Annotated in this window: 15 protein-coding genes; 13 read left to right on the top strand and 2 right to left on the bottom strand. The window is 63.9% G+C overall.

The window, feature by feature from the left end:
- Window positions 1-13: 13 nt before the first annotated feature.
- From ARC39_RS15080 to ARC39_RS15065, 4 genes are all read left to right on the top strand, one after another.
- The gene (locus ARC39_RS15080) at window positions 14-463 is read left to right on the top strand and encodes a hypothetical protein (RefSeq protein WP_068115630.1); all 450 of its coding nucleotides are present in this window, start codon (window positions 14-16) and stop codon (window positions 461-463) included.
- Window positions 464-475: 12 nt separating this feature from the next.
- On the top strand, window positions 476-4,984 hold the full coding sequence (locus ARC39_RS15075; protein ID WP_068115629.1) for a WD40 repeat domain-containing serine/threonine protein kinase: 4,509 nt from the start codon (window positions 476-478) through the stop codon (window positions 4,982-4,984).
- Window positions 4,981-5,676: a Crp/Fnr family transcriptional regulator gene (locus ARC39_RS15070; protein WP_068115628.1), complete on the top strand. Its 696-nt coding sequence runs from the start codon at window positions 4,981-4,983 to the stop codon at window positions 5,674-5,676. Before ARC39_RS15075 ends, ARC39_RS15070 begins: the two co-directional genes overlap by 4 nt.
- 191 nt (window positions 5,677-5,867) lie before the next feature.
- Complete coding sequence (locus ARC39_RS15065; RefSeq protein WP_068115627.1) at window positions 5,868-6,209, top strand: c-type cytochrome; 342 nt, start codon at window positions 5,868-5,870, stop codon at window positions 6,207-6,209.
- A 167-nt stretch (window positions 6,210-6,376) separates the two neighbouring features.
- Here the strand turns inward: ARC39_RS15065 and ARC39_RS15060 are convergent, their stop codons facing one another.
- Window positions 6,377-8,008, bottom strand: coding sequence for a calcium-binding protein (locus tag ARC39_RS15060; RefSeq protein WP_068115626.1), 1,632 nt, complete (start codon window positions 8,006-8,008; stop codon window positions 6,377-6,379).
- A gap of 226 nt (window positions 8,009-8,234) precedes the next feature.
- Window positions 8,235-8,900, bottom strand: coding sequence for a FadR/GntR family transcriptional regulator (locus ARC39_RS15055; protein WP_161470974.1), 666 nt, complete (start codon window positions 8,898-8,900; stop codon window positions 8,235-8,237).
- Window positions 8,901-9,137: 237 nt separating this feature from the next.
- On the opposite strand from ARC39_RS15055, the gene ARC39_RS15050 reads away from it, so the two are divergent.
- The 9 genes from ARC39_RS15050 (at window position 9,138) to ARC39_RS15010 (ending at window position 18,811) form a co-directional block, all read left to right on the top strand.
- Window positions 9,138-10,334: a mandelate racemase/muconate lactonizing enzyme family protein gene (locus ARC39_RS15050; protein WP_068115624.1), complete on the top strand. Its 1,197-nt coding sequence runs from the start codon at window positions 9,138-9,140 to the stop codon at window positions 10,332-10,334.
- Window positions 10,335-10,343: 9 nt separating this feature from the next.
- Window positions 10,344-11,111 (top strand): glucose 1-dehydrogenase, encoded by a 768-nt coding sequence (locus ARC39_RS15045; protein ID WP_068115623.1) that lies wholly within the window; start codon window positions 10,344-10,346, stop codon window positions 11,109-11,111.
- A 1-nt stretch (window position 11,112) separates the two neighbouring features.
- Window positions 11,113-12,156 carry an L-idonate 5-dehydrogenase gene (locus tag ARC39_RS15040; protein ID WP_068115622.1) on the top strand — a complete coding sequence of 348 codons (1,044 nt, stop codon included), beginning with the start codon at window positions 11,113-11,115 and terminating at the stop codon, window positions 12,154-12,156.
- Window positions 12,157-12,194: 38 nt separating this feature from the next.
- A complete protein-coding gene (locus ARC39_RS15035) occupies window positions 12,195-13,208 on the top strand; it encodes a TRAP transporter substrate-binding protein (RefSeq protein ID WP_068115621.1) in 1,014 nt (337 codons plus the stop codon).
- Between the two features lie 76 nt (window positions 13,209-13,284).
- Window positions 13,285-13,878, top strand: coding sequence for a TRAP transporter small permease subunit (locus ARC39_RS15030; RefSeq protein WP_078059282.1), 594 nt, complete (start codon window positions 13,285-13,287; stop codon window positions 13,876-13,878).
- Window positions 13,879-15,204: a TRAP transporter large permease gene (locus tag ARC39_RS15025; protein WP_068115620.1), complete on the top strand. Its 1,326-nt coding sequence runs from the start codon at window positions 13,879-13,881 to the stop codon at window positions 15,202-15,204.
- A 71-nt stretch (window positions 15,205-15,275) separates the two neighbouring features.
- Entirely contained in the window at window positions 15,276-17,057 is a 1,782-nt protein-coding gene (locus tag ARC39_RS15020) for an IlvD/Edd family dehydratase (RefSeq protein ID WP_068115619.1), read from the top strand.
- A gap of 115 nt (window positions 17,058-17,172) precedes the next feature.
- Window positions 17,173-17,865 carry an HAD family hydrolase gene (locus ARC39_RS15015; protein ID WP_068115618.1) on the top strand — a complete coding sequence of 231 codons (693 nt, stop codon included), beginning with the start codon at window positions 17,173-17,175 and terminating at the stop codon, window positions 17,863-17,865.
- On the top strand, window positions 17,852-18,811 hold the full coding sequence (locus ARC39_RS15010; protein ID WP_068115617.1) for a sugar-binding transcriptional regulator: 960 nt from the start codon (window positions 17,852-17,854) through the stop codon (window positions 18,809-18,811). Before ARC39_RS15015 ends, ARC39_RS15010 begins: the two co-directional genes overlap by 14 nt.
- Window positions 18,812-18,888 lie beyond the last annotated feature (77 nt).

Raw genomic sequence — 18,888 nt, 5'->3', positions numbered from 1 at the left:
GAGGAATATGACAATGAGTTTCAATGATGCGCGCCTGCGCGTGCTGGCCAGCCTGGCGGCCGCGGTGTGTTTTGGAGGTTCTGTCGCACAGGCCCAGGACAGCAATGCCTGCCCCGTGGATGGATGCGAGGTTTCCATCGCCGCGATTGAACAGGCGGATGGCGAACTGGCCTTGGTGTTCGAGGCCAATTTCCTTCCGGACATGTCGAAGAACCACATTCACGTCTGGTGGGGAGACCTCTTCGACGCCGAACAGGTGAGCAACAATGCCGAGACCGTCCATGGCGTGACACAGGGGGAGTGGCATCCGACCGATTCATATCCCGATTATGTGACAACCTCGGCCGTGTCGGTCAGCCAGCGGAATGACACCGAAACGATCTGCGTGACTGCCGCGGACCGGAATCACGACGTTCTCGACCCTGCCGCGGTCCACTGCGTTTCCGTCGCAGACAAGCTCTGATTCGGCCGCGCCATGGAACTGCCGGCCTATATCGGTCGCCACGTTCTGCGGCGCGAAATCGCCCGGGGCAGTTTCGCTGTCGTGGTGCTTGCCTGGGACGAGGAACTTGAGTGCCAGGTGGCAATCAAGATTCTCGACGAGCGGGCCGTCGAGGGCACCGAGGGCCAGGCGCGCTTTCTCGAGGAGGCGCGCCTTTTGCGACGAATACGGTCGCACAGCGTCATTTCCGTTCATGACTTCGGCCGCCTCTCCGACGGGCGGCCGTATATCGTCATGGACTTCGCAGACCTCGGCACGCTGACGCGGCAGGTCGCGCGTCGCGCGGTGGCAGGCGAGGGCACGACCGGGCTCGACTCGGATCATCTTGTGCGCCTGGTGGACGCGATTGCCGACGGCTTGGCGGCCATCCACCGCGCCGGCGTGGTGCATCGCGATCTCAAGCCAGACAACATTCTCTATCAGAGCGCAAATCCGGTGGAGGTCGGAGAGTTTTTGCCGATGGCTCAGCCTGACGACGCAACCGTGGCGCTCCCTGTCGCCGCTCCCGCGTCAACGCAGACGGTGGCGCAGAGCGCGGGCGCCCACCAGCGTGCGGAGCGGATCATGATCGCCGACCTTGGGATCGCGAAGGACCTTGTGAAGAGCGGTCACGCGGCGACGCTTGTGGGGGGCACGCCTGCCTATCGTCCACCCGAACAACTCGACCCGACGGCGGAGATCGGTCCGACAGCCGACATTTTCGCGGCCACGGCAGTGATCTGGTACACGCTTACCGGCACAGCGCCGCCGCCGCCCGACGAGGTCGATGCACGGCTCGATGCCTTGCCAGAGCCCTGGTGGGCGTTCTTTCGCCAAGGGTTGGCTTTCGAAGCGGGTGAGCGCTTTTCGAGCGTGGAAACCTGGCGCTCGGTGGCCCACGATGCCTTGGCACAGGTGGCGGCGATGGAACCCGCGCCCGGCACGGAAATCGGTGATATCGCTGCGGAAGGCTGCCCATATCAGGGCCTTGCATCGTTTCAGCCCGAGCATAGCGACCGCTTCTTTGGGCGCGAGCAACTGGTGGACGAACTCCTGCAGCGGATGCGAGAGCAGCGGGTTCTGGTGGTCGGTGGCCCCTCCGGGAGCGGCAAGTCCTCCGTTGTGCGCGCCGGCCTCGTCCCGGCGGTGCGCGCGGGGAAGATAGCCGGGGGGAGCGGCTGGCGGATCGATCTGATCACGCCCGGCCGCGACGCGCTCTCGGAGCTCTACTTTGCCCTTGGCGGTAGCGACAGCGACGTCGGCCTCGATGACTTCCTGCAGCGGCCAACGCTTGCACGACGAATTGCCGGGGTCGGTGCGCAGGGAGAGCCCCGGCTTCTGGTGATCGACCAGTTCGAGGAGATCTTCACGCTCAACGACAGCGCCGAGCGGAACCGGTTCATCGACGCGCTTGCCGCGCTTGCCGACCCGGCCGACAGTGCGGTTCGGATCGTTCTGGTGATCCGCGCGGATTTCTACGCGATGTGCGCGACCCTGCCGAGACTGACCGACTGGATCACCCGCAACCAGGTGCTCGTGGGTCCGATGAGCAACTCGGAACTCCGGCGCGCGATCACGGAGCCGGCGCGCATGTCCGGGTATTATCTGGAACGGAGCCTTGTGGACACGATCGTCGACGGGGCGGGAAAGGAGCCCGGGGCTCTCCCGCTGATTTCCCACGCGCTGGTGGAGACCTGGGCCCGCCGCAAGGGCACGACATTGACGCTGGGGGGCTACCAGGCATCCGGCGGTGTGGCCGGGGCCCTCAGCAAGACGGCCGAAGCGATCTACGAGACGTCTTTCGACGACATCGAACGGGAGGCGGCACGCAGGCTGCTGCTGAGCCTTGTTTGGCCCGGAGAGGACAGCTCCGATACCCGCAGAATCCTGAAGCGCTCGGAGCTGGATGCGGCGTCGGACGCGGACGTTCTGCGGCGTGTCGCGGATGTGCTGACCGACGCGCGGCTGCTGACGGTGGATGACCGGACGATCCAGATCACCCATGAGGCGCTGCTCCGGTCATGGCCGCGGCTGCGGCGCTGGATCGAGGATTCCCGCAACGATCTGCGGACCCGCCTGCGGCTGGTCCAGCTGGCGGAGGATTGGGAAACCGCCGGGCGGGACGAGGAAATGCTGCTGCGGGGGGTACGGCTTGCGCTGGCCCTCGAATGGCTGGAGAAAAACGAGGATCGCGTCGGAACGCTTGAACGCGATTTCATCCAGACCTCCCGTGACGCGACAGAACGGCGCGAGGCTGCTGCGGCGGCGCGACAGGCCCGGGCGCGACGACGCCGGATATTCGCGGTGGTGGCGCTTGCGGTGCTGGCGGTCGGCGCCTCGGTCGCGTCCCTTGTGGCAGTGTCGGAATCGCGGAACGCGCGCGCCAATGAAACGATTGCCCGCGAGGCCACCGACATTGCGCAGGAGCGGTTCGCCGGGGCCTTGGGTGCGGTGGCACGCGGGCTGGTGACGCAGGACCCGTTGCTTGCACTTGCGCTGGCCGCGGAATCGCTCGCGATTTCCGCCCCCGATGCGCCGGGGTTCGATGCGCGCGCCGCGCTCGTGGCGGCGCGCCTCGAACTGGCGAAAGGTGTACCGGTTCTCGTGTCCAGCCCTGTGCCGGCTGGTGACGCGCTGTCGCTCGCAATGTCTCCCGACGGCGCATTCGTCGCCGTGGGGCGCCGGGACGGCACGCTGATGCTGCTGGATGGCCATACGCGGCAGCCGGTGGCCGTTCCGCTTGCCACGGACCTGGGCGGGATCGAGGATCTGGCCTTCGCCCCGGACGGTTCGGCGCTGTTGGCTGTGGGCAATCGGGGACGGATCGTGGAATGGCCGGTGGCCGATGGGTTCCTCGGGGAGCCGCGCACGATAGGCGCGACGCGCGATATCGTCTGGCGCGCGCGTTTCGATCCACACGGGGAGTGGATCGCGTCGGCGGGCGAGGATGGAACCGTCAGGCTTTGGGCCGTCGCCGCGCCGGCCGAGTCAGGCACCTCCATCGGCACGCGTATCGGAGATTTCACCAGCGTGGCCTTCAGCCCGCGCGGGGATGCGCTGCTTGCCGGCAACGGGGCAGGGGAAATCCACGGCTGGTCCTTGCCTTCGCGTGCCTTGCTTTTTCCAACGATCAAGGGCGTCCACCAAAGCGATATATGGGACCTTGCTTTCAGCGAGGACGGGCAGCTCTTCGCCACGGTCAGCAGCGATGGCACCTCGGCGGTCTTCGATTTTCCGAGCGCCCGGTTGCAGGGGCGGGCCTTCGATCCGGACGCGCGAATAGGCGCGATTGGATTTCTGCCGGGGCAGGCCCGCCTGCTGGGGGCGACCGGCAACGGTGAACTGGCGATCTGGGATCTTGAGAAAGGGGAGACCATTTCGACCTCCCCCAGCGGCCACCGCGGCGCCATTGTCGAGTTGGCCCTGGACCGCAGCGGGACCGTCGCCGCCACGCTCGGTGCCGACCAGATGGTACGTTTCTGGCGGCTCGGCCAGGGGATCCCGCCCGCGCGGACATTCGCCGTGCCCGGGCAGCGCGCCAAGGGGGTTGCGCTCGGTGCCGACATCGTGCTCGCCGGCGACGACACAGGCGCAGTGACCCGCTGGGAGGCGTCCGACCCAGCGGCGCGGCTTGCGCTCAGGGGACACGATCACCAGGTCTGGGCGCTGGATCTGTCGATGGACGGGCAGCGGCTCGTCTCGGCGGATCGCGGCGGGACGCTTCAGATACAGGGTACGGACGGGTCTGCGCTGACGAAAGTGGCGGACATCGGCGAGGCGATCTGGTCGGTGGATATCGACGGTGGATCGCATGTCTTCGCCGCATCCGATCGATCCCTGCAGATGTTCGATCCGGATACCAACGAGATGATCCGCAGTTTCGACATCGGCGGCGGGCAGGTCACACGGGCGGTCGTGGACCAGGCCGGTACGCATCTTGCCGCGGCGCTGACCTCGGGCGACGTGCTGTTGTGGGGCCTTGCGGAGGACGCTCCACCGCGTGTTCTCTCGGTTGATGACGATGTCATCTGGACGGTCAGTTTCAACCCTGACGGGCGGTACCTGCTTGCCGGCACAAGCGACGAGGTGGTCACGGTTTGGGACGTGGCAACGCTCACGCAAGTCGCGGCATTCACGGGACATGTCGGTGGGGCGACCGATGCCCTGTTCCTCGGCGACACCACGACCATTGCCGCCATAGACCGTCGCGGTGGGCTGCATCTTTGGGATCTCGAATCCGCCCGCAGGATCGCGTCTGTTCCCGGCGCCCATTCACGCACCGCCTGGCGCCTGGCCCGGCATCCCGATGGTGCCCGCTTTGCATCGGCAGGAGACGACGGAAAGGTGCGCCTTTGGGACCTTCTGGACCTCGCGCGGGCCTGCGAGATGACGCGCGGTGTGCTCGACCCGGCGCGGCGGCTGCAATACCTTGGTGCCGAAGACGCCGCCGTCCACTGCAACCGACCGGCAGTTCCCGGAACGCAACCCGAGGGGTCTCCATGACACAGGACGACGATGAGCGTGGCGGGTCAATCAGCCCGCTCCTTTCGACCCTGTCGGAAGATGAGCGCGCGCGGCTGGCCAAGCGCGGCCAGCGGCGCCGTTTCGCCTCCGGCGAGGTCATCTTTCTGCGCGGCGATCCGGGCGATGTGCTTTATGTGATAGAGGCGGGGCGGGTGGAGATCAGCGTCACGTCGCTCTCCGGTCGCAGGTCGGTCCTCAACCACATGGGTCCCGGAGAGGTCTTTGGCGAGATCGCGATGTTCGACGGGCAGGACAGGAGCACCGATGCCCGCGCTGCGGGCGATGTCACCTTGCTCGCCCTGCACCGCGCCGAGGTTCGCGGGTTTCTCATGGACCATCCCGACGCGACCATGGCCCTGATCGCGGATTTGTGCCGAAAGGTCCGCAACGCCTCCGACATGTTCGAGGTTCAGGCGGAAGTCGATGCCCGCAAACGCCTTGCCCGGTGCCTGCTGCGAATTGCCGAGAAATGGGGTGCGTCGGACGGCGATGGCCCGATGCGTATCGATCTGGGCCTGTCGCAATCCGATATCGGCGAGTTCTCAGGGCTGGCGCGCGAAAACGTAAACCGCAATCTCAAGGCGCTTGCCGCAGATGGCGTGCTCCGGCTTGACGGGAAGGTGATCGAAATCCCCGATCTGGAAACCCTTGCCGAGGTGGCGGAGATCTAGGCCCGGGCCTTGGCGCGGTTCGCTTCGTGCAAACCCCCACCTGACGCGCCGCACCAAGGCGCGGCATTGCAGCTCTCTTGAGTCTCTACCGTCCACGTGGGCATTTCCTTCCGTGCAGGCGTTTTGCAAGCAGGTTCAACCGGGTGTCGGCCCGGTTTCTGGAAATGGCTCGATTGTGATATCATACGGGAATGGTTCATCAGCGACTGCTGCTGATGGTGTGCGCTTATTTCATCTCGGCCACGACAGCGCTTGCCGAAGGTGACCCGAACAATGGGCGTCAACTCGCGGTAGCATCAAAATGCACAGGCTGTCATGGGATGGACGGCAACGCCCGTTCAACCAGTTTCCGTGTGGTTCCGATGCTCGCTGGTCAGCCCGCATCCTATCTTGTCAAAGAAATGCAGAACTACGCGACCGGGAAGCGGGAAGATGTGAGCGAGAAAGCTGCGATGTCGGCTGCCGTGAAAGGCCTGAGCCAACAGGATATGGAAGATATCGCGGCCTTCTACGAGGCCCAGGCACGGTATTAGTTCCACATTCCGGATCCGACCTGTGTCAACTGCCTGAAACTGAAAAGCGGCTCTCTGCGGAACTGCGGAACCGCGTCCGGTTTCAATACCAACCTGCGCCAAATTGATGGCCCGCCACCCTTTCGGGCGGCGGGCCGGGTCGGTCGGAGACACTCAATACCGGGGGGTTACAGGACAAAGTCTCCAGCCGAATAGTCACTCGCGTCGACGCTCTTGCCGTCAGCGATGAGCAGCGCGAATTCGGCGTCTGCATCTGCGTCGGTATTGGCGTAGATCATGGTGTGCTTGCCCATGTTCACCGCCCAGACAGAACCGGTGCCGGTGCCGCCGAAGGAGAAGGCCTGGTCGCCCGAGAGGTAGACGTTGGCGTCGATCCCGGCGAGGTCGATCACGTCGCCGCCGCTTACGCCTGCGCCCTGGAACTTGATGATCTTGTCGACGGCCCCGGCGGTGGAGTCGGAGGTGAAGTTGAAGTCAAAGGTGTCCTCGCCTCCGTTTCCGGCCAGCCGGTCCGCGCCGGAACTGCCCACGAGCGTGTCGTTGCCGCCACCGCCGACGAGTTTGTCGTCGCCGCTGCCGCCGTCCAGGTAGTCGTTGTCGGCCCCACCCTTGATCTTGTCGTTGCCAGAACCGGCATAGATGGTGTCGTTCCCACTGCTTCCGTTGGCCCAGTCGTTGCCCGCACCGGTGGAGATGTAGTTCGCCACGCTGCTGCCCCAGACCTTGTCGTTGCCGTTGCCGGTGTAGATGTTCTCGATGGAGACGAGCGTGTCGGTCAGCGTGCTGTTGCCGGGGAAGGCAACGACACCCGTTTGCAGGTTGGCGTCCACGGTGCCGCTGTAGAAGGTGTAGCTGGTGGAGTCGATGCCGTCGCCGCCGTTGATGTAGTCGAAGCCATAGCCGCCATCGAGCCAGTCATTGCCGTCGCCGCCATAGATCCGGTCGTCGCCGTCGCCGGCATAGACACGGTCATTGCCGCCGTTGGTATGGATGCTGTTGGCGCCGCTGGTGCCGGTGATCGTGTCGCTTCCGTTGCCGGTGACGACGTTCTCGAAGTTCGTGAAGGACTCGCCGGTGTAGTTGGTTTTCCCGGTGACGAGATTGATCGTGTAGTTGCCGTTCCAGTGGGTCGTGTCCAGCGTGTCCACCCCGGTGCCACCGTCGAGCTTCTCGTTGACGCCGTTGCCGGCATGGATCCGGTCGTCGCCGCCGCCGCCGTAGAAGCTGCCGGAGCCGTCGGACTTGATCGTGTTGCCGCCCGAACCGTCGTAGTAGGTCTCGATGCCGCGCAGGAAGGTCGTGCCGCCGTGACTGCTTGCGGCGTAGATCTTCTCCGCAACGAAGTCGAAAGTGTCGCCCGAGTAGCTGGAAAGCGAGTGGTTCAGCGTGTCCGTGCCGGTGCCGCCGTCGACGTTGTCGTAGTACTCGCCGTTGCGGACCCGGATGTAGTCGTTTCCGGCGCCGCCATAGACGGTATCGGTGCTGTAGCCGCCCTCGATGTAGTCGTTGCCGTCGCCTGCGCTGATGTAGTCCACCCCGGAGCCGCCGTAGTGGCTGTCGTTTCCGGCGCCGCCGTAGAGGTAGTCGTTACCGGACTCGCCATAAAGGACGTCGTTGTCGTTGCCGCCGGAGAGCGTGTCGTTGCCGGTTCCGCCGTAGATCTTGTCGTTGCCGTTGTTGCCGTAAAGCCGGTCGTTTCCGCCGTAGCCGCGCATCGTGTCATGATGCGAAAACGGCCAGATGTTGAGGTTCGACATGGATTTGTAGTCGTTGCCGTTCGTGCCGTTATACGTGCCCATGGTAGTGATCCCTTTCCCTGACTGCGGCTTGGGGCTCCGGGTCATCCGTTGCGCTCACTCGCCGCCTGTCTTCATGACTACGCTAGGCGCCGAGGCACCGAAGTGACGGGCGTCACAGGGTCGAAAAGGATTGTGGAAAACGACAAAAACGGTGTCCGCGCACAGACCGCGCACATCATCGCGATCACGCGCCATTGGCGTCGGCTGGAACGGTGCCGAACGGCAGTCAGTTCACGCCGGCCCGCAGCAGAACCATGAACGAACTGTCGAAATGCTCCGACATCGCCGCTTCGGCCCGCACGGCCTCCTGCGCCATGATCGCGGTGGCGATCCGCTCGTGGCACTTGATGTTCTCGACGCGGTTCTCCAGCGTGGCACGCGCACGCCAGCCGATGTCCCAGGTCTGGCGCGTGATTATGCGGAAGCTGTCCACAAGGATCGAGTAGAGCGGGTTTCCCGAGGCGCGCGCGATGATCTCGTGGAACAGGATGTCCTGTTCCATCACCGCGGTGGAATCGTGCTCCACTGCCTCCATCATCTTGGCGCAAGTCTCCAGCAACTGGCGCGCATCGTCGTCGCTTCGGTGCAGCGCGGCGAGGCTGACGGTTCGCATCTCCAGCGTGCGGCGCACGTCCTGGATCTGCGCAACGGAGAGTTGCTTGGTGTAGACCGTGTGGTCGAGGATCACACTGAGCGCTTCGGCGGTCGGCCCGGCCACCCGGGCCCGGCGGCCGTTCCCGACCTCCAGAATGCGAAGTGCGGCGAGTCCGCGCAACGCCTCCCGCGCGACAGTGCGGGAAACGCCGAGTTGCGTGGCGATGGCGTTTTCCGAGGGCAAGACGTCTCCAGCGGATAACTTGTTGTCATGTATAAACTTTCTGACATCCAGCATGGTTCTTTCAACCAGATTGGACGCAGATTTCTTTTCAAATCCGCCGGATTGTACGATAGGTTTTTCCATTCGAGCGTACCAACAAGTGCATTTTTGACTTCAAAACTGTATCACGTGGTCCTATCAAGCGACAGGGAAATGATCGAATCGGGACAAGCCGTCACGCAAAGATCATCGCTTATGCGGCTTGGGAGACGGGGCCTCGTCGGCTTCTCGGCCTGGTCGGAGGAACTGCGAATGAAGATTGCCGGCCTGAGAACGTATCGCATCGACGCGCATCAGAACGTGCTCTGGGTGCATGTCGAGACCGATGAGGGGATCGTCGGACTTGGCGAGACATTCTATGGCGCGGCCGCCGTCGAGGCGCATATCCACGACACGCTGGCCAGCCGCCTGCTCGGCCAGAACCCGCTCCATATCGAGGCGCTCCACAAGGAGATGCTGAACCTGCCCAATGCGCAGAGTTCCACCGGCGTCGAATACCGCGCCTGCTCGGCGGTCGATATCGCGCTGTGGGATCTCTTCGGCAAGGCCTGCGGCCAGCCGGTGCACCAGATGCTGGGCGGGCTCTGCTTCGACAAGATGCGGGTTTATAACACCTGCGCCGGCACGAAATACGTCTCCACCAAGAAGATCAAACCGGTCGACACCTGGAACTTCGGTGAAGGCGGGCAATACGAAGACCTGCAAGCCTTCATGACCGATGCCGGCGCTCTGGCCGAGAGCCTGCTGGAGAGCGGCATCACGGCGATGAAGATCTGGCCCTTCGATCCGCCGGCGATGGAGAACAAGGGGCTCTGGATCTCAGCCGAGCAGATGAAGACCGCGATCAAGCCCTTCGAGCAGATCCGCAACGCGGTGGGCGACAAGATGGAGATCATGGTCGAGTTCCACTCGCTCTGGAACCTGCCGACCGCCAAGAAGATCGCCCGCGCGCTCGAGCCCTACGCCCCCACCTGGTACGAAGACTCGATCCGGATGAACTCACCCCAGGCGCTGGCCGAATATGCCCGCTCCACCGATGTCTGGACCTGCGCCTCCGAGACGCTGGGCTCGCGCTACGCCTACAAGGAATACCTGGACCGCGACGCCTGCCATGTGGTGATGGCCGATCTCTGCTGGACCGGTGGCCTCACCGAAGGCCGCAAGATCGCCGCCATGGCCGAGACCTATCACCGCCCCTTCGCGCCGCATGACTGCATCGGCCCGGTCGGCTTTGCCGCTGCGATCCACATGAGCCTGAGCCAGCCGAACACGCTGATCCAGGAGTCCGTGCGCGCCTTTTACAAGGGCTGGTACCGCGATCTGGTGACCGAGGTGCCTCGGATCGAAGGCGGCTACGTCTACCCGATGGAAGGCCCCGGCCTCGGTACGGAATTGCAGGAGAGTTTCTTCGAGCGGTCCGACCTGAGCACGCGCCTGTCCGAACTCTGAGGAAAACACATGAGCACCAAACTCTTCGATCTCAGCGGCAAGACCGCGCTGATCACCGGGTCCTCCCGCGGCCTGGGCCGCGCCATGGCCGAAGGCATGGCTGCCGCCGGCGCCCGCGTCATTCTCAATGGCGTGAACGAGGCGCGGCTCCAGGAAGCGGTGGAGGAGATGACGGCCGGTGGCTACGACGTCATCGGCGCCGCCTTCGATGTGGCCGACGAGGCTGCCATCGTCGCTGCGTTCGAGAAGCTCGACTCTGACGGCGTCGCCGTGGACATCCTGGTCAACAATGCCGGTATCCAGTTTCGCAAGCCCATCGTAGAGCTCGAAACATCGGACTGGCAGCGTGTGATCGACGTCAACCTGACCGCCGTCTTCATCTGCGCCCGCGAGGCGGCAAAGCGGATGATCCCGCGCGGCCACGGCAAGATCATCAATATCGGTTCGCTGCTTTCAGATGCGGCACGTGCTACGGTGAGCCCCTACGGCGCGGCCAAGGGGGGCGTTCGGATGCTGACCAAGATCATGACCGCGGAATGGGCTTCCAAGGGCATTCAGGTCAACGCCATCGGCCCCGGCTACATGGCGACCGAGATGAACACCGCGCTGATCGAGAACGAGGAGTTCAACGACTGGGTCTGCAAGCGCACGCCCTCGGGTCGCTGGGGTCAACCGGACGAGATGGCCGGGACCGCGATATACCTCGCCTCCGACGCTTCCAACTACATCAACGGCCAGCTCATCTATGTCGATGGCGGCATGATCTCGGTGCTTTGACATGAAGGCAGTTGTCATCCACGCCCCGCACGACCTGCGTATCGATGAAATCGACATCGCCCCACCGCCCGGTGTTGGCGAGGTTCGCATCGCCGTCGCCCGTGGCGGCATCTGCGGGTCGGACCTGCACTATTATCACGACGGTGGTTTTGGCACTGTTCGCATTCAGCAGCCGATGGCGCTCGGTCACGAAGTCTCCGGCGTCGTGACGGACCTGGGCGCTGGCGTCGACGGGCTCGCGGTGGGCGACAAGGTCGCCATCTGCCCGTCCCGGCCCTGTGGCGACTGCGAGTATTGCAAGCGTGACATGCGGCACGAATGCCTCGACATGCGGTTCAACGGATCGGCCATGCGGATGCCGCATGAGCAGGGGCTGTTTCGGGCCGAAGTGACGGTCCCGGCCGAACTGGCCGTCCGTGTCTCGCCGGAAACCGACCTTGCCCTCGCGGCGCTGTGCGAGCCTTTCTCGGTCTGTCTGCACGCGGTGAACCAGGCCGGCGCGCTCCTTGGCAAGCGGGTGCTGATTTCGGGCAGTGGGCCGATCGGCTGCCTGACGATCGCCGCGGCGAAACTCGCCGGCGCTTCGGAGATCATCGTGACCGACATTGCACCCGAGCCGCTGAAGATTGCCGCAGCAATGGGGGCAACCCGTTGCATCGACTTGTCTTCCGAGGCGGAGGCACTTGCGCCATTGCGTGAAAACAAGGGCCGGGTCGATTGCGTCTTCGAATGCTCCGGTGCCGCGCCGGCGTTGCAGACGGCCTGCGAGGTCGTCCGCCCGGGCGGGCAAATCGTCACCGTGGGGCTGGGCAGCGAACCGACCCTGCCGCTCAGCCTCGTGGTGACGAAGGAGATCCGGATATTGGGTTCGTTCCGCTTCGATCACGAGTTCGAGGTGGCTGCGGACCTGATCGACCGAGGGCGGGTGGATCTCGCTCCGGTACTGACGGGCTGCTTCCCGATGGAAGACGCCGTCGCCGCCTTCGACTTCGCCTCCGACAAGGCGAAGGCCATGAAGGTGCAACTTCGTTTCGACCAGGGGTGAGTGACCCCTGAAAGTGTAAACGTGCAAGGGAGGACCCCATGAAAAGCACACGCACAATCACAACTGCAATCGCTATGAGCCTTCTGGCCTTCGGTGCCACGGCACAGGAGTACAGCTTCCGCTTCCAATCCTCCGACCCGGCGGGCAACCCGAACTTCGAGTACCAGGTTGGCTGGACCGAGGTTCTCAAGGAGATGACCGACGGCAAGGTCGCCGTCGAAATGCTGCCCGTGGGTACCATCGTCGACTACAAGGAGACGCTGGATGCCGTGGGCGCCGGACTGATCGACGGGCATATCTGCGATACGTCCTATTTCGCCGGCAAGGACCCGGCTTTCGGCCTGATTGCAAACCCGGTTGGTGCCTGGTCGGACCCGGCTCAGATGATCGACTTCGTCGAGAACGGCGGCGGCGCGGAACTGATGCGCGAGCTGCAAGAACCCTATGGCGTCTATTTCATCGGTGTCTCGACCCCGGGCCTCGAAGCCTTCGTCTCCAAGGTGCCGCTTGACGGTGTGGACGACCTCAAGGGCGTCAAGATGCGCTCGCCCGAAGGCCCGATCGCCAACGTCTTCCGCGCTGCTGGTGCCGCTCCGGTGAACCTGCCGGCCTCCGAGGTCTACACCGCGCTCGACAAAGGCGTGATCGACGCTGCTGACTATTCCGTGTTCTCCGTGAACCAGGAAGTGGGCATGAACGAGATTGCGTCGCACCCCGTCTACCCGGGCTTCCACTCGCTGCCGCTCGTCGAGGTTTCGATGAACAAGGCGAAATGGGAGGCGCTGCCCGAGGACATCCAGAAGGCGTTCTACGATTCCGTGAAGGTCTTCCAGGAAACCCAGGTCGGCGGTTTGATGGAGCGTGACCAGGCCGCCGTTGCGGCAGCCGAGGCCGAGGGCATCACCGTGCACGACTGGTCGGCCGAGGAGCGTGCGAAGTTCCGTGGTCTCGCCCAGGAAGAGTGGAAATCGCTTTCCGAGGGCTCGCCAATGGCCCAGAAGGTCTACGAGACGCTGACCGCGTACCTGACCGAGAACGGCCTGCTCAACTAAACCGGCCCCAAGGTCCCTGGGCAGGCCGCAACGTGGCCTGCCCGCCCCAATTGCATTCAGGCGGGTAGTTCCAACAATGACCGAAACACCTGAAACCGACCCCGGGCCCGAGACCCAGGTCGAAACACCGACCCGCAAGATCGACCGTGGCGCTGTGCCCGAAGCCGGTACTTTTGGCCGGATCATAAATGCCGGGGGCTTTGCCTTCGCGGTCGCGATCTGCGCTTCCGCCTGCATCCTGCTTGTCGAAATCTTCCTGCGCTACGTGCTCAACAGCCCCACGATCTGGGCGCATGAGACGACGACGTTCCTTTGCGGAATCTCCTTCCTTTACGGCGGGCTCTATTGCGCGTCGCGAAACAGCCATATCCGCGTGGTGCTGATCTACGACATCCTGCCGCCCAAGGTGCGGAGGATCGTCAACATCTTCATCTCCTTCGCCTCCTTCATTGCGGCCGGATTCTTCACCTATGCGGCCTGGATCATGAGCCAAAAGGCGCTCTTCTCTCCGCTCGGGGAATTCCGCATGGAGCGGTCCGGTTCGGCCTGGAACCCCCCGGCACCGGCTTTGGTCAAGACTTTCCTTCTGATCGTCATGGTCCTGATGACGATCCAGTTCCTGATCCTGACGTGGAACTATATCCGCCGCGCGGCCGAGGAGACGAAATAAATGAACGCGATCATCGATTTCGCCGCCATCGGCATCGGCAATTCGACGCTGATGATGTTCGGCCTGATGGTGGTGCTGCTGCTCACGGGTATGCCACTTGCCTTCGTGACGCTGCTGGTGGCCCTCACCTTCGCGCTGCTCGGTTTCGGACCGATGGCAGTGCAGGTTATCTCCTCGCGGATCTACACCTTCGTCGAGAACTTCGTCTTTGTCTCGGTGCCGATGTTCGTGCTGATGGCCGCGATCCTGGACCGATCGGGAATCGCCCGAGACCTGTTCGACGCGATGAAACTCGTCGGCGGCCGGATCCGGGGTGGCGTGGCAGTCCAGACCATCTTTGTCGCGATCATCCTTGCGGCCATGTCCGGCATCATTGGCGGCGAAGTGGTCCTGCTCGGCCTTCTGGCGCTGCCGCAGATGCTGCGCCAGGGGTATGACCGCAACCTTTCCATCGGCGTGGTCTGCGCTGGCGGCGCACTCGGCACCATGGTGCCTCCCTCGATCGTGCTGATCATCTACGGCCTGACGGCGTCCGTCTCGATCGGAGACCTCTTCACCGCGGCATTCATCCCCGGCTTCATGCTGGCCTCCTTCTACGTGCTCTATGTGCTTTTCCGGGCCTACTTCACGCCCGGTGCGGTTCCGGATCCGGAGGTCGAGCACATTCCTGCCTCCGAGAAAATCCGCCTCGCAAAAGGGCTGTTCCTGCCGATCCTCGTGGTGATCGCGGTGCTCGGATCGATCTACGGCGGCATAGCCTCGGTAACGGAAGCTTCGGCGGTCGGCGTTGGCGGCGTGTTGCTCTCCACCGTGATCCGTGGCGAGTTCACCTGGGGGCTGCTCAAGGGTGCTGCCATGCAGACGCTCGCCACCGTGGGCATGATCGTCTGGATCGGCATCGGCGCCACGGCGCTGGTCGGCGTCTACAACCTGATGGGCGGCATCAAGTTCATCTCGGACCTGATGTATGGCATCTCCGACAACCCGACGGTGATCGTGCTCTTCATGATGGCGATCCTCTTCGTGCTCGGCGCCTTCCTCGACTGGGTCGGCGTGGCGCTGCTGACGATGCCGATATTCGTGCCGATCATCCGCAATCTCGGGCTCGACCCGATCTGGTTCGGCGTGGTCTTCTGCATGAACATGCAGGTGAGCTTCCTGTCGCCGCCGTTCGGCCCGGCCGCCTTCTATCTCAAGTCGGTGGTGCCCGACGACATCACGCTTGGCATCATCTTCCGGTCGCTGCTCCCGTTCATCGCGATGCAGGTGCTGGCAGTTGGTCTGCTGGTTGCCTTCCCCCAGATCGCGCTGTTCTGGTTCGACTGACCCCGCTATGAACTTCCCGGATCCGCGTCGCAACACGAGCGTCGCGGGTCCGGCTTATCAAGGACCCGGACATGAAACTTCGCTCGCAGCAATGGTTCGACAACCCAGATAATCCCGGCATGACGGCGCTCTATCTGGAGCGCTATCTCAATTTCGGGATCACGCGTGAGGAATTGCAATCGGGCAAGCCGATCATCGGCATCGCGCAAACGGGGAGCGACCTCAGCCCCTGCAACCGTCATCACATCGAGTTGGCCAAGCGGGTGCGCGAAGGCATCGTCGCGTCGGGCGGTATCTGCCTGGAGTTTCCGGTTCACCCGATCCAGGAAACGGGCAAGCGCCCGACCGCATCGCTCGACCGCAACCTCGCCTATCTCGGGCTCGTCGAATCTCTCTACGGCTATCCCATCGACGGCGTGGTCCTGACCATTGGCTGCGACAAGACCACACCGGCGCTGTTGATGGCGGCTGCAACGGTGAATATCCCCGCAATTGCATTGTCTTGCGGGCCGATGTTGAACGGTTGGCACAAGGGCGAGCGCGTGGGTTCCGGCACGGTCGTCTGGAAGGCGCGCCAGATGCTCGCGAAGGGCGAGATCGACTACAAGGAATTCATGGAGATGGCTGCCGACTCGGCGCCTTCGGTCGGCTATTGCAACACCATGGGTACGGCCAGCACGATGAATTCGCTTGCCGAGGCCCTGGGCATGCAGCTTCCGGGATCTGCCTCCATTCCGGCCCCCTACCGCGAACGTGGCCAGATCAGCTATGAGACGGGCCGGCGCATCGTGGAGATGGTCTGGGAAGATCTCAAGCCTTCCGACGTAATGACGCGGGCGGCTTTCGAGAATGCCATCGTCGTCAATTCCGCCCTCGGCGGCTCCACAAATGCGCCGATCCATCTGGTCGCCGTGGCGCGGCACCTCGGTGTGGACCTGACTCCGGACGACTGGCAGGCACTCGGCCATCACGTACCGCTGCTGTGCGACGTGCAGCCGGCAGGCCGTTTCCTGGGCGAGGATTTTCACCGAGCCGGCGGTGTGCCCGGCGTGGTCGCGGAGTTGATGGCGGCCGGTGTGCTGCCGCATCCGGAGGCCGTGACGGTGACAGGCAAGTCCATAGCCGAGGAATATGCCGCCGCGGCTGTGAGCGATCACGAGGTGATCCGGCCCTACGGCGAACCGCTCGTGCCGGCGGCGGGTTTCCTGAACCTCAAGGGCAACCTGTTCGACAGCGCGATCATGAAAACCTCGGTGATTTCCGATGAGTTCCGGGCCCGCTACCTCTCCAACCCCGACGATCCGGACGCTTTCGAGGGGCGTGCCATCGTGTTCGAAGGCCCCGAGGATTATCATGACCGGATCGACGATCCGGAGTTGGACATCGACGAGCGCTGTATCCTCGTGATCCGCGGGGCAGGGCCGATCGGGTATCCCGGCGGCGCCGAAGTGGTGAACATGCAGCCGCCCACGGCGCTGCTCAAGCGCGGCATCGACGCCTTGCCCTGCATCGGCGACGGTCGGCAGTCCGGCACGTCGGGATCGCCGTCGATCCTGAACGCCTCGCCGGAGGCCGCGGCGATGGGCGGGTTGGCGCTGGTCCGCACCGGCGACAGGCTGCGCGTCGACCTCAAGGAAGGCAGCGCCAACCTTCTCGTCGCGGATGACGAATTGGCAGCCCGCCGGGCAACGCTGGAGGCGGCCGGCGGTCACCCGTTCCCGGATCACCAGACGCCGTGGCAGGAAATCCAGCGTTCCATCGTCGATCAGTTCGACAAGGGAATGGTCCTGAAACCGGCGGTGAAGTACCAGAACATCGCGCAGACGAAGGGCGTTCCCCGCGACAATCACTGACAATGTGTCCGCCCGACCTTCGGGCGGGACATTTCGCGCGTGCCGGTATATGCCTGTGCCTCGGAAGCCGCGTGCCCGGGTTCCGCTTGCAAGCAGTTGCACCGGGAGCATGGCGATGGACAGCTTCGAACTTGTCATATTCGATTGCGACGGCGTCTTGATCGACAGCGAGGTGATTTCGGCCCAGATGCTGATTGCCGAACTGGCGGAGTATGGCGTCGCAGTCGACCGCGCCTACGTCGCGAAGCATTTCCTCGGACGCAGCTATCCGGTCGTGTTGTCACAGATCCAGGCCGATTTCGGAATTGTGCTGCCGGCTGGTTTCGAGGCCGATTACCGCGCCCGGCTGTTGGCGGCCTTCGATGCCGATTTGCAAGTCATGCCGGGCGTGACGGAGACGATCGACCGACTCCGCGTGCCGTATTGCCTGGCAACAAGCTCGAGCCCGAAGCGGCTTGACCACACGCTTCGCATCGTGGGGCTGGATGCGCGGTTTCAGGGGCGCACGACAACGGCATCGGAGGTTGCGCATGGCAAGCCCGCGCCGGATCTCTTCCTGCGCGCCGCCGAGAAATCTGGGACGCCCCCCGCGCGTTGCCTGGTTATCGAGGATTCCGTCGCGGGCATACGGGCGGCGCTCTCGGCGGGAATGACGGTGTGGCATTTCACCGGGGGCAGCCATCTGACGGGGCTCGACTTGCCAAGCGATCCGGAGGTGCGTCCGCACCGGACGATTGAAACTTATGCCGAATTCTTCGATCCTGCTCCGGAACTGAAGTCGGAGGCTGCGGTCAATGACACGCGCTGAGCGGGATGAAAGGGATCTGTCGCCGCGGGATTTCGCGGCCCGGGCGGCATGGCTCTCCTATGTCGGTGGGCTGACACAGGATCAGATTGCGCGCGAACTCGGGATTTCCCGCCAGCGGGCCCAGAGGTTGGTGGCGCGGGCAATGGCGGAAGGGCTCGTCCGGGTGCGGATCAGCCATCCGATTGCCGCGTGCCTTGAAATGGAGCGCGACCTCAAGGAGCGCTACGAGCTCGAAGCGGCCTGGGTTGCCCCCAGCATGGGGAGCGACGGCGACCCGGTTCATGGGGTTGCGGTTTATGCAGCGCCTGTGCTGGAGCAGATCTTCGGTTCGACGGAGCCCAAGACCATTGCCATCGGCACGGGCCGGACGCTGCGCGCCGTCGTGGAAAACATCGAACCTGTTCAGGGTGGGGCGCACAAGCTCGTCTCGCTGAACGGCAACGTCGCCCCTGACGGATCTGCCACTGCCTACGAGGTGATCGTGCGGCTGGCCGGGTTGCTTTCGATCCCGCAATACCCGCTGTCCATCCCCCTGGTGGCACGCAGCCAGGAAGAGTTCGAACTCTATCTGTCGCTGCCCCACGTGGCGGCCTCGCGCGCGCTGGCACGCGCCGCCGATATCGCCATCGTCGGCATTGGCCACATGTCCGACAACGTGCCGCTCTATGTTGATGGTTTCATAACGGCCGAGGAACTCGCCAGCCTTCAGGCGGCCGGGGCCGCCGGCGAACTGGCCGGTCACGTCTTCGATGCCGAAGGCCGGTATCTGGATCACCCGGTCAACGACCGCATCATGGGAGTGCGCGTGTCTGCGCAGGAATGCCCGGTCTGCTGCATCGCCGCCGGTGCCTCGAAACGGACGGCGGTGGAGGCGGCGCTCAAGGGGCGGTTGATCACGCATCTGGTGATCGACGAAGCCTCCGCAAAGCACCTTCTGGCACAATAACGGACGGCTGAGCACGGGAAACCGGCTTGACACGAATCACGCCCTATGGTGAGCATATGTTCATCACTTGAGCAAAA

This window comes from Tropicimonas marinistellae, assembly GCF_001509585.1.
Classification (GTDB): domain Bacteria; phylum Pseudomonadota; class Alphaproteobacteria; order Rhodobacterales; family Rhodobacteraceae; genus Tropicimonas; species Tropicimonas marinistellae.
This window is presented reverse-complemented; position numbering and strand designations above follow the sequence as displayed.

Excerpts from the sequence above, each read along its gene's own strand:
- ARC39_RS15010 (WP_068115617.1), top strand. The coding sequence starts at position 17,852 with ATGACACGCGCTGAGCGGGATGAAAGGGATCTGTCGCCGCGGGATTTC.
- ARC39_RS15025 (WP_068115620.1), top strand. The coding sequence starts at position 13,879 with ATGAACGCGATCATCGATTTCGCCGCCATCGGCATCGGCAATTCGACG.
- ARC39_RS15020 (WP_068115619.1), top strand. The coding sequence starts at position 15,276 with ATGAAACTTCGCTCGCAGCAATGGTTCGACAACCCAGATAATCCCGGC.
- ARC39_RS15075 (WP_068115629.1), top strand. The coding sequence starts at position 476 with ATGGAACTGCCGGCCTATATCGGTCGCCACGTTCTGCGGCGCGAAATC.
- ARC39_RS15070 (WP_068115628.1), top strand. The coding sequence starts at position 4,981 with ATGACACAGGACGACGATGAGCGTGGCGGGTCAATCAGCCCGCTCCTT.
- ARC39_RS15055 (WP_161470974.1), bottom strand. The coding sequence starts at position 8,900 with ATGCTGGATGTCAGAAAGTTTATACATGACAACAAGTTATCCGCTGGA.
- ARC39_RS15040 (WP_068115622.1), top strand. The coding sequence starts at position 11,113 with ATGAAGGCAGTTGTCATCCACGCCCCGCACGACCTGCGTATCGATGAA.
- ARC39_RS15045 (WP_068115623.1), top strand. The coding sequence starts at position 10,344 with ATGAGCACCAAACTCTTCGATCTCAGCGGCAAGACCGCGCTGATCACC.
- ARC39_RS15035 (WP_068115621.1), top strand. The coding sequence starts at position 12,195 with ATGAAAAGCACACGCACAATCACAACTGCAATCGCTATGAGCCTTCTG.
- ARC39_RS15080 (WP_068115630.1), top strand. The coding sequence starts at position 14 with ATGAGTTTCAATGATGCGCGCCTGCGCGTGCTGGCCAGCCTGGCGGCC.
- ARC39_RS15015 (WP_068115618.1), top strand. The coding sequence starts at position 17,173 with ATGGACAGCTTCGAACTTGTCATATTCGATTGCGACGGCGTCTTGATC.
- ARC39_RS15030 (WP_078059282.1), top strand. The coding sequence starts at position 13,285 with ATGACCGAAACACCTGAAACCGACCCCGGGCCCGAGACCCAGGTCGAA.
- ARC39_RS15065 (WP_068115627.1), top strand. The coding sequence starts at position 5,868 with ATGGTTCATCAGCGACTGCTGCTGATGGTGTGCGCTTATTTCATCTCG.
- ARC39_RS15050 (WP_068115624.1), top strand. The coding sequence starts at position 9,138 with ATGAAGATTGCCGGCCTGAGAACGTATCGCATCGACGCGCATCAGAAC.
- ARC39_RS15060 (WP_068115626.1), bottom strand. The coding sequence starts at position 8,008 with ATGGGCACGTATAACGGCACGAACGGCAACGACTACAAATCCATGTCG.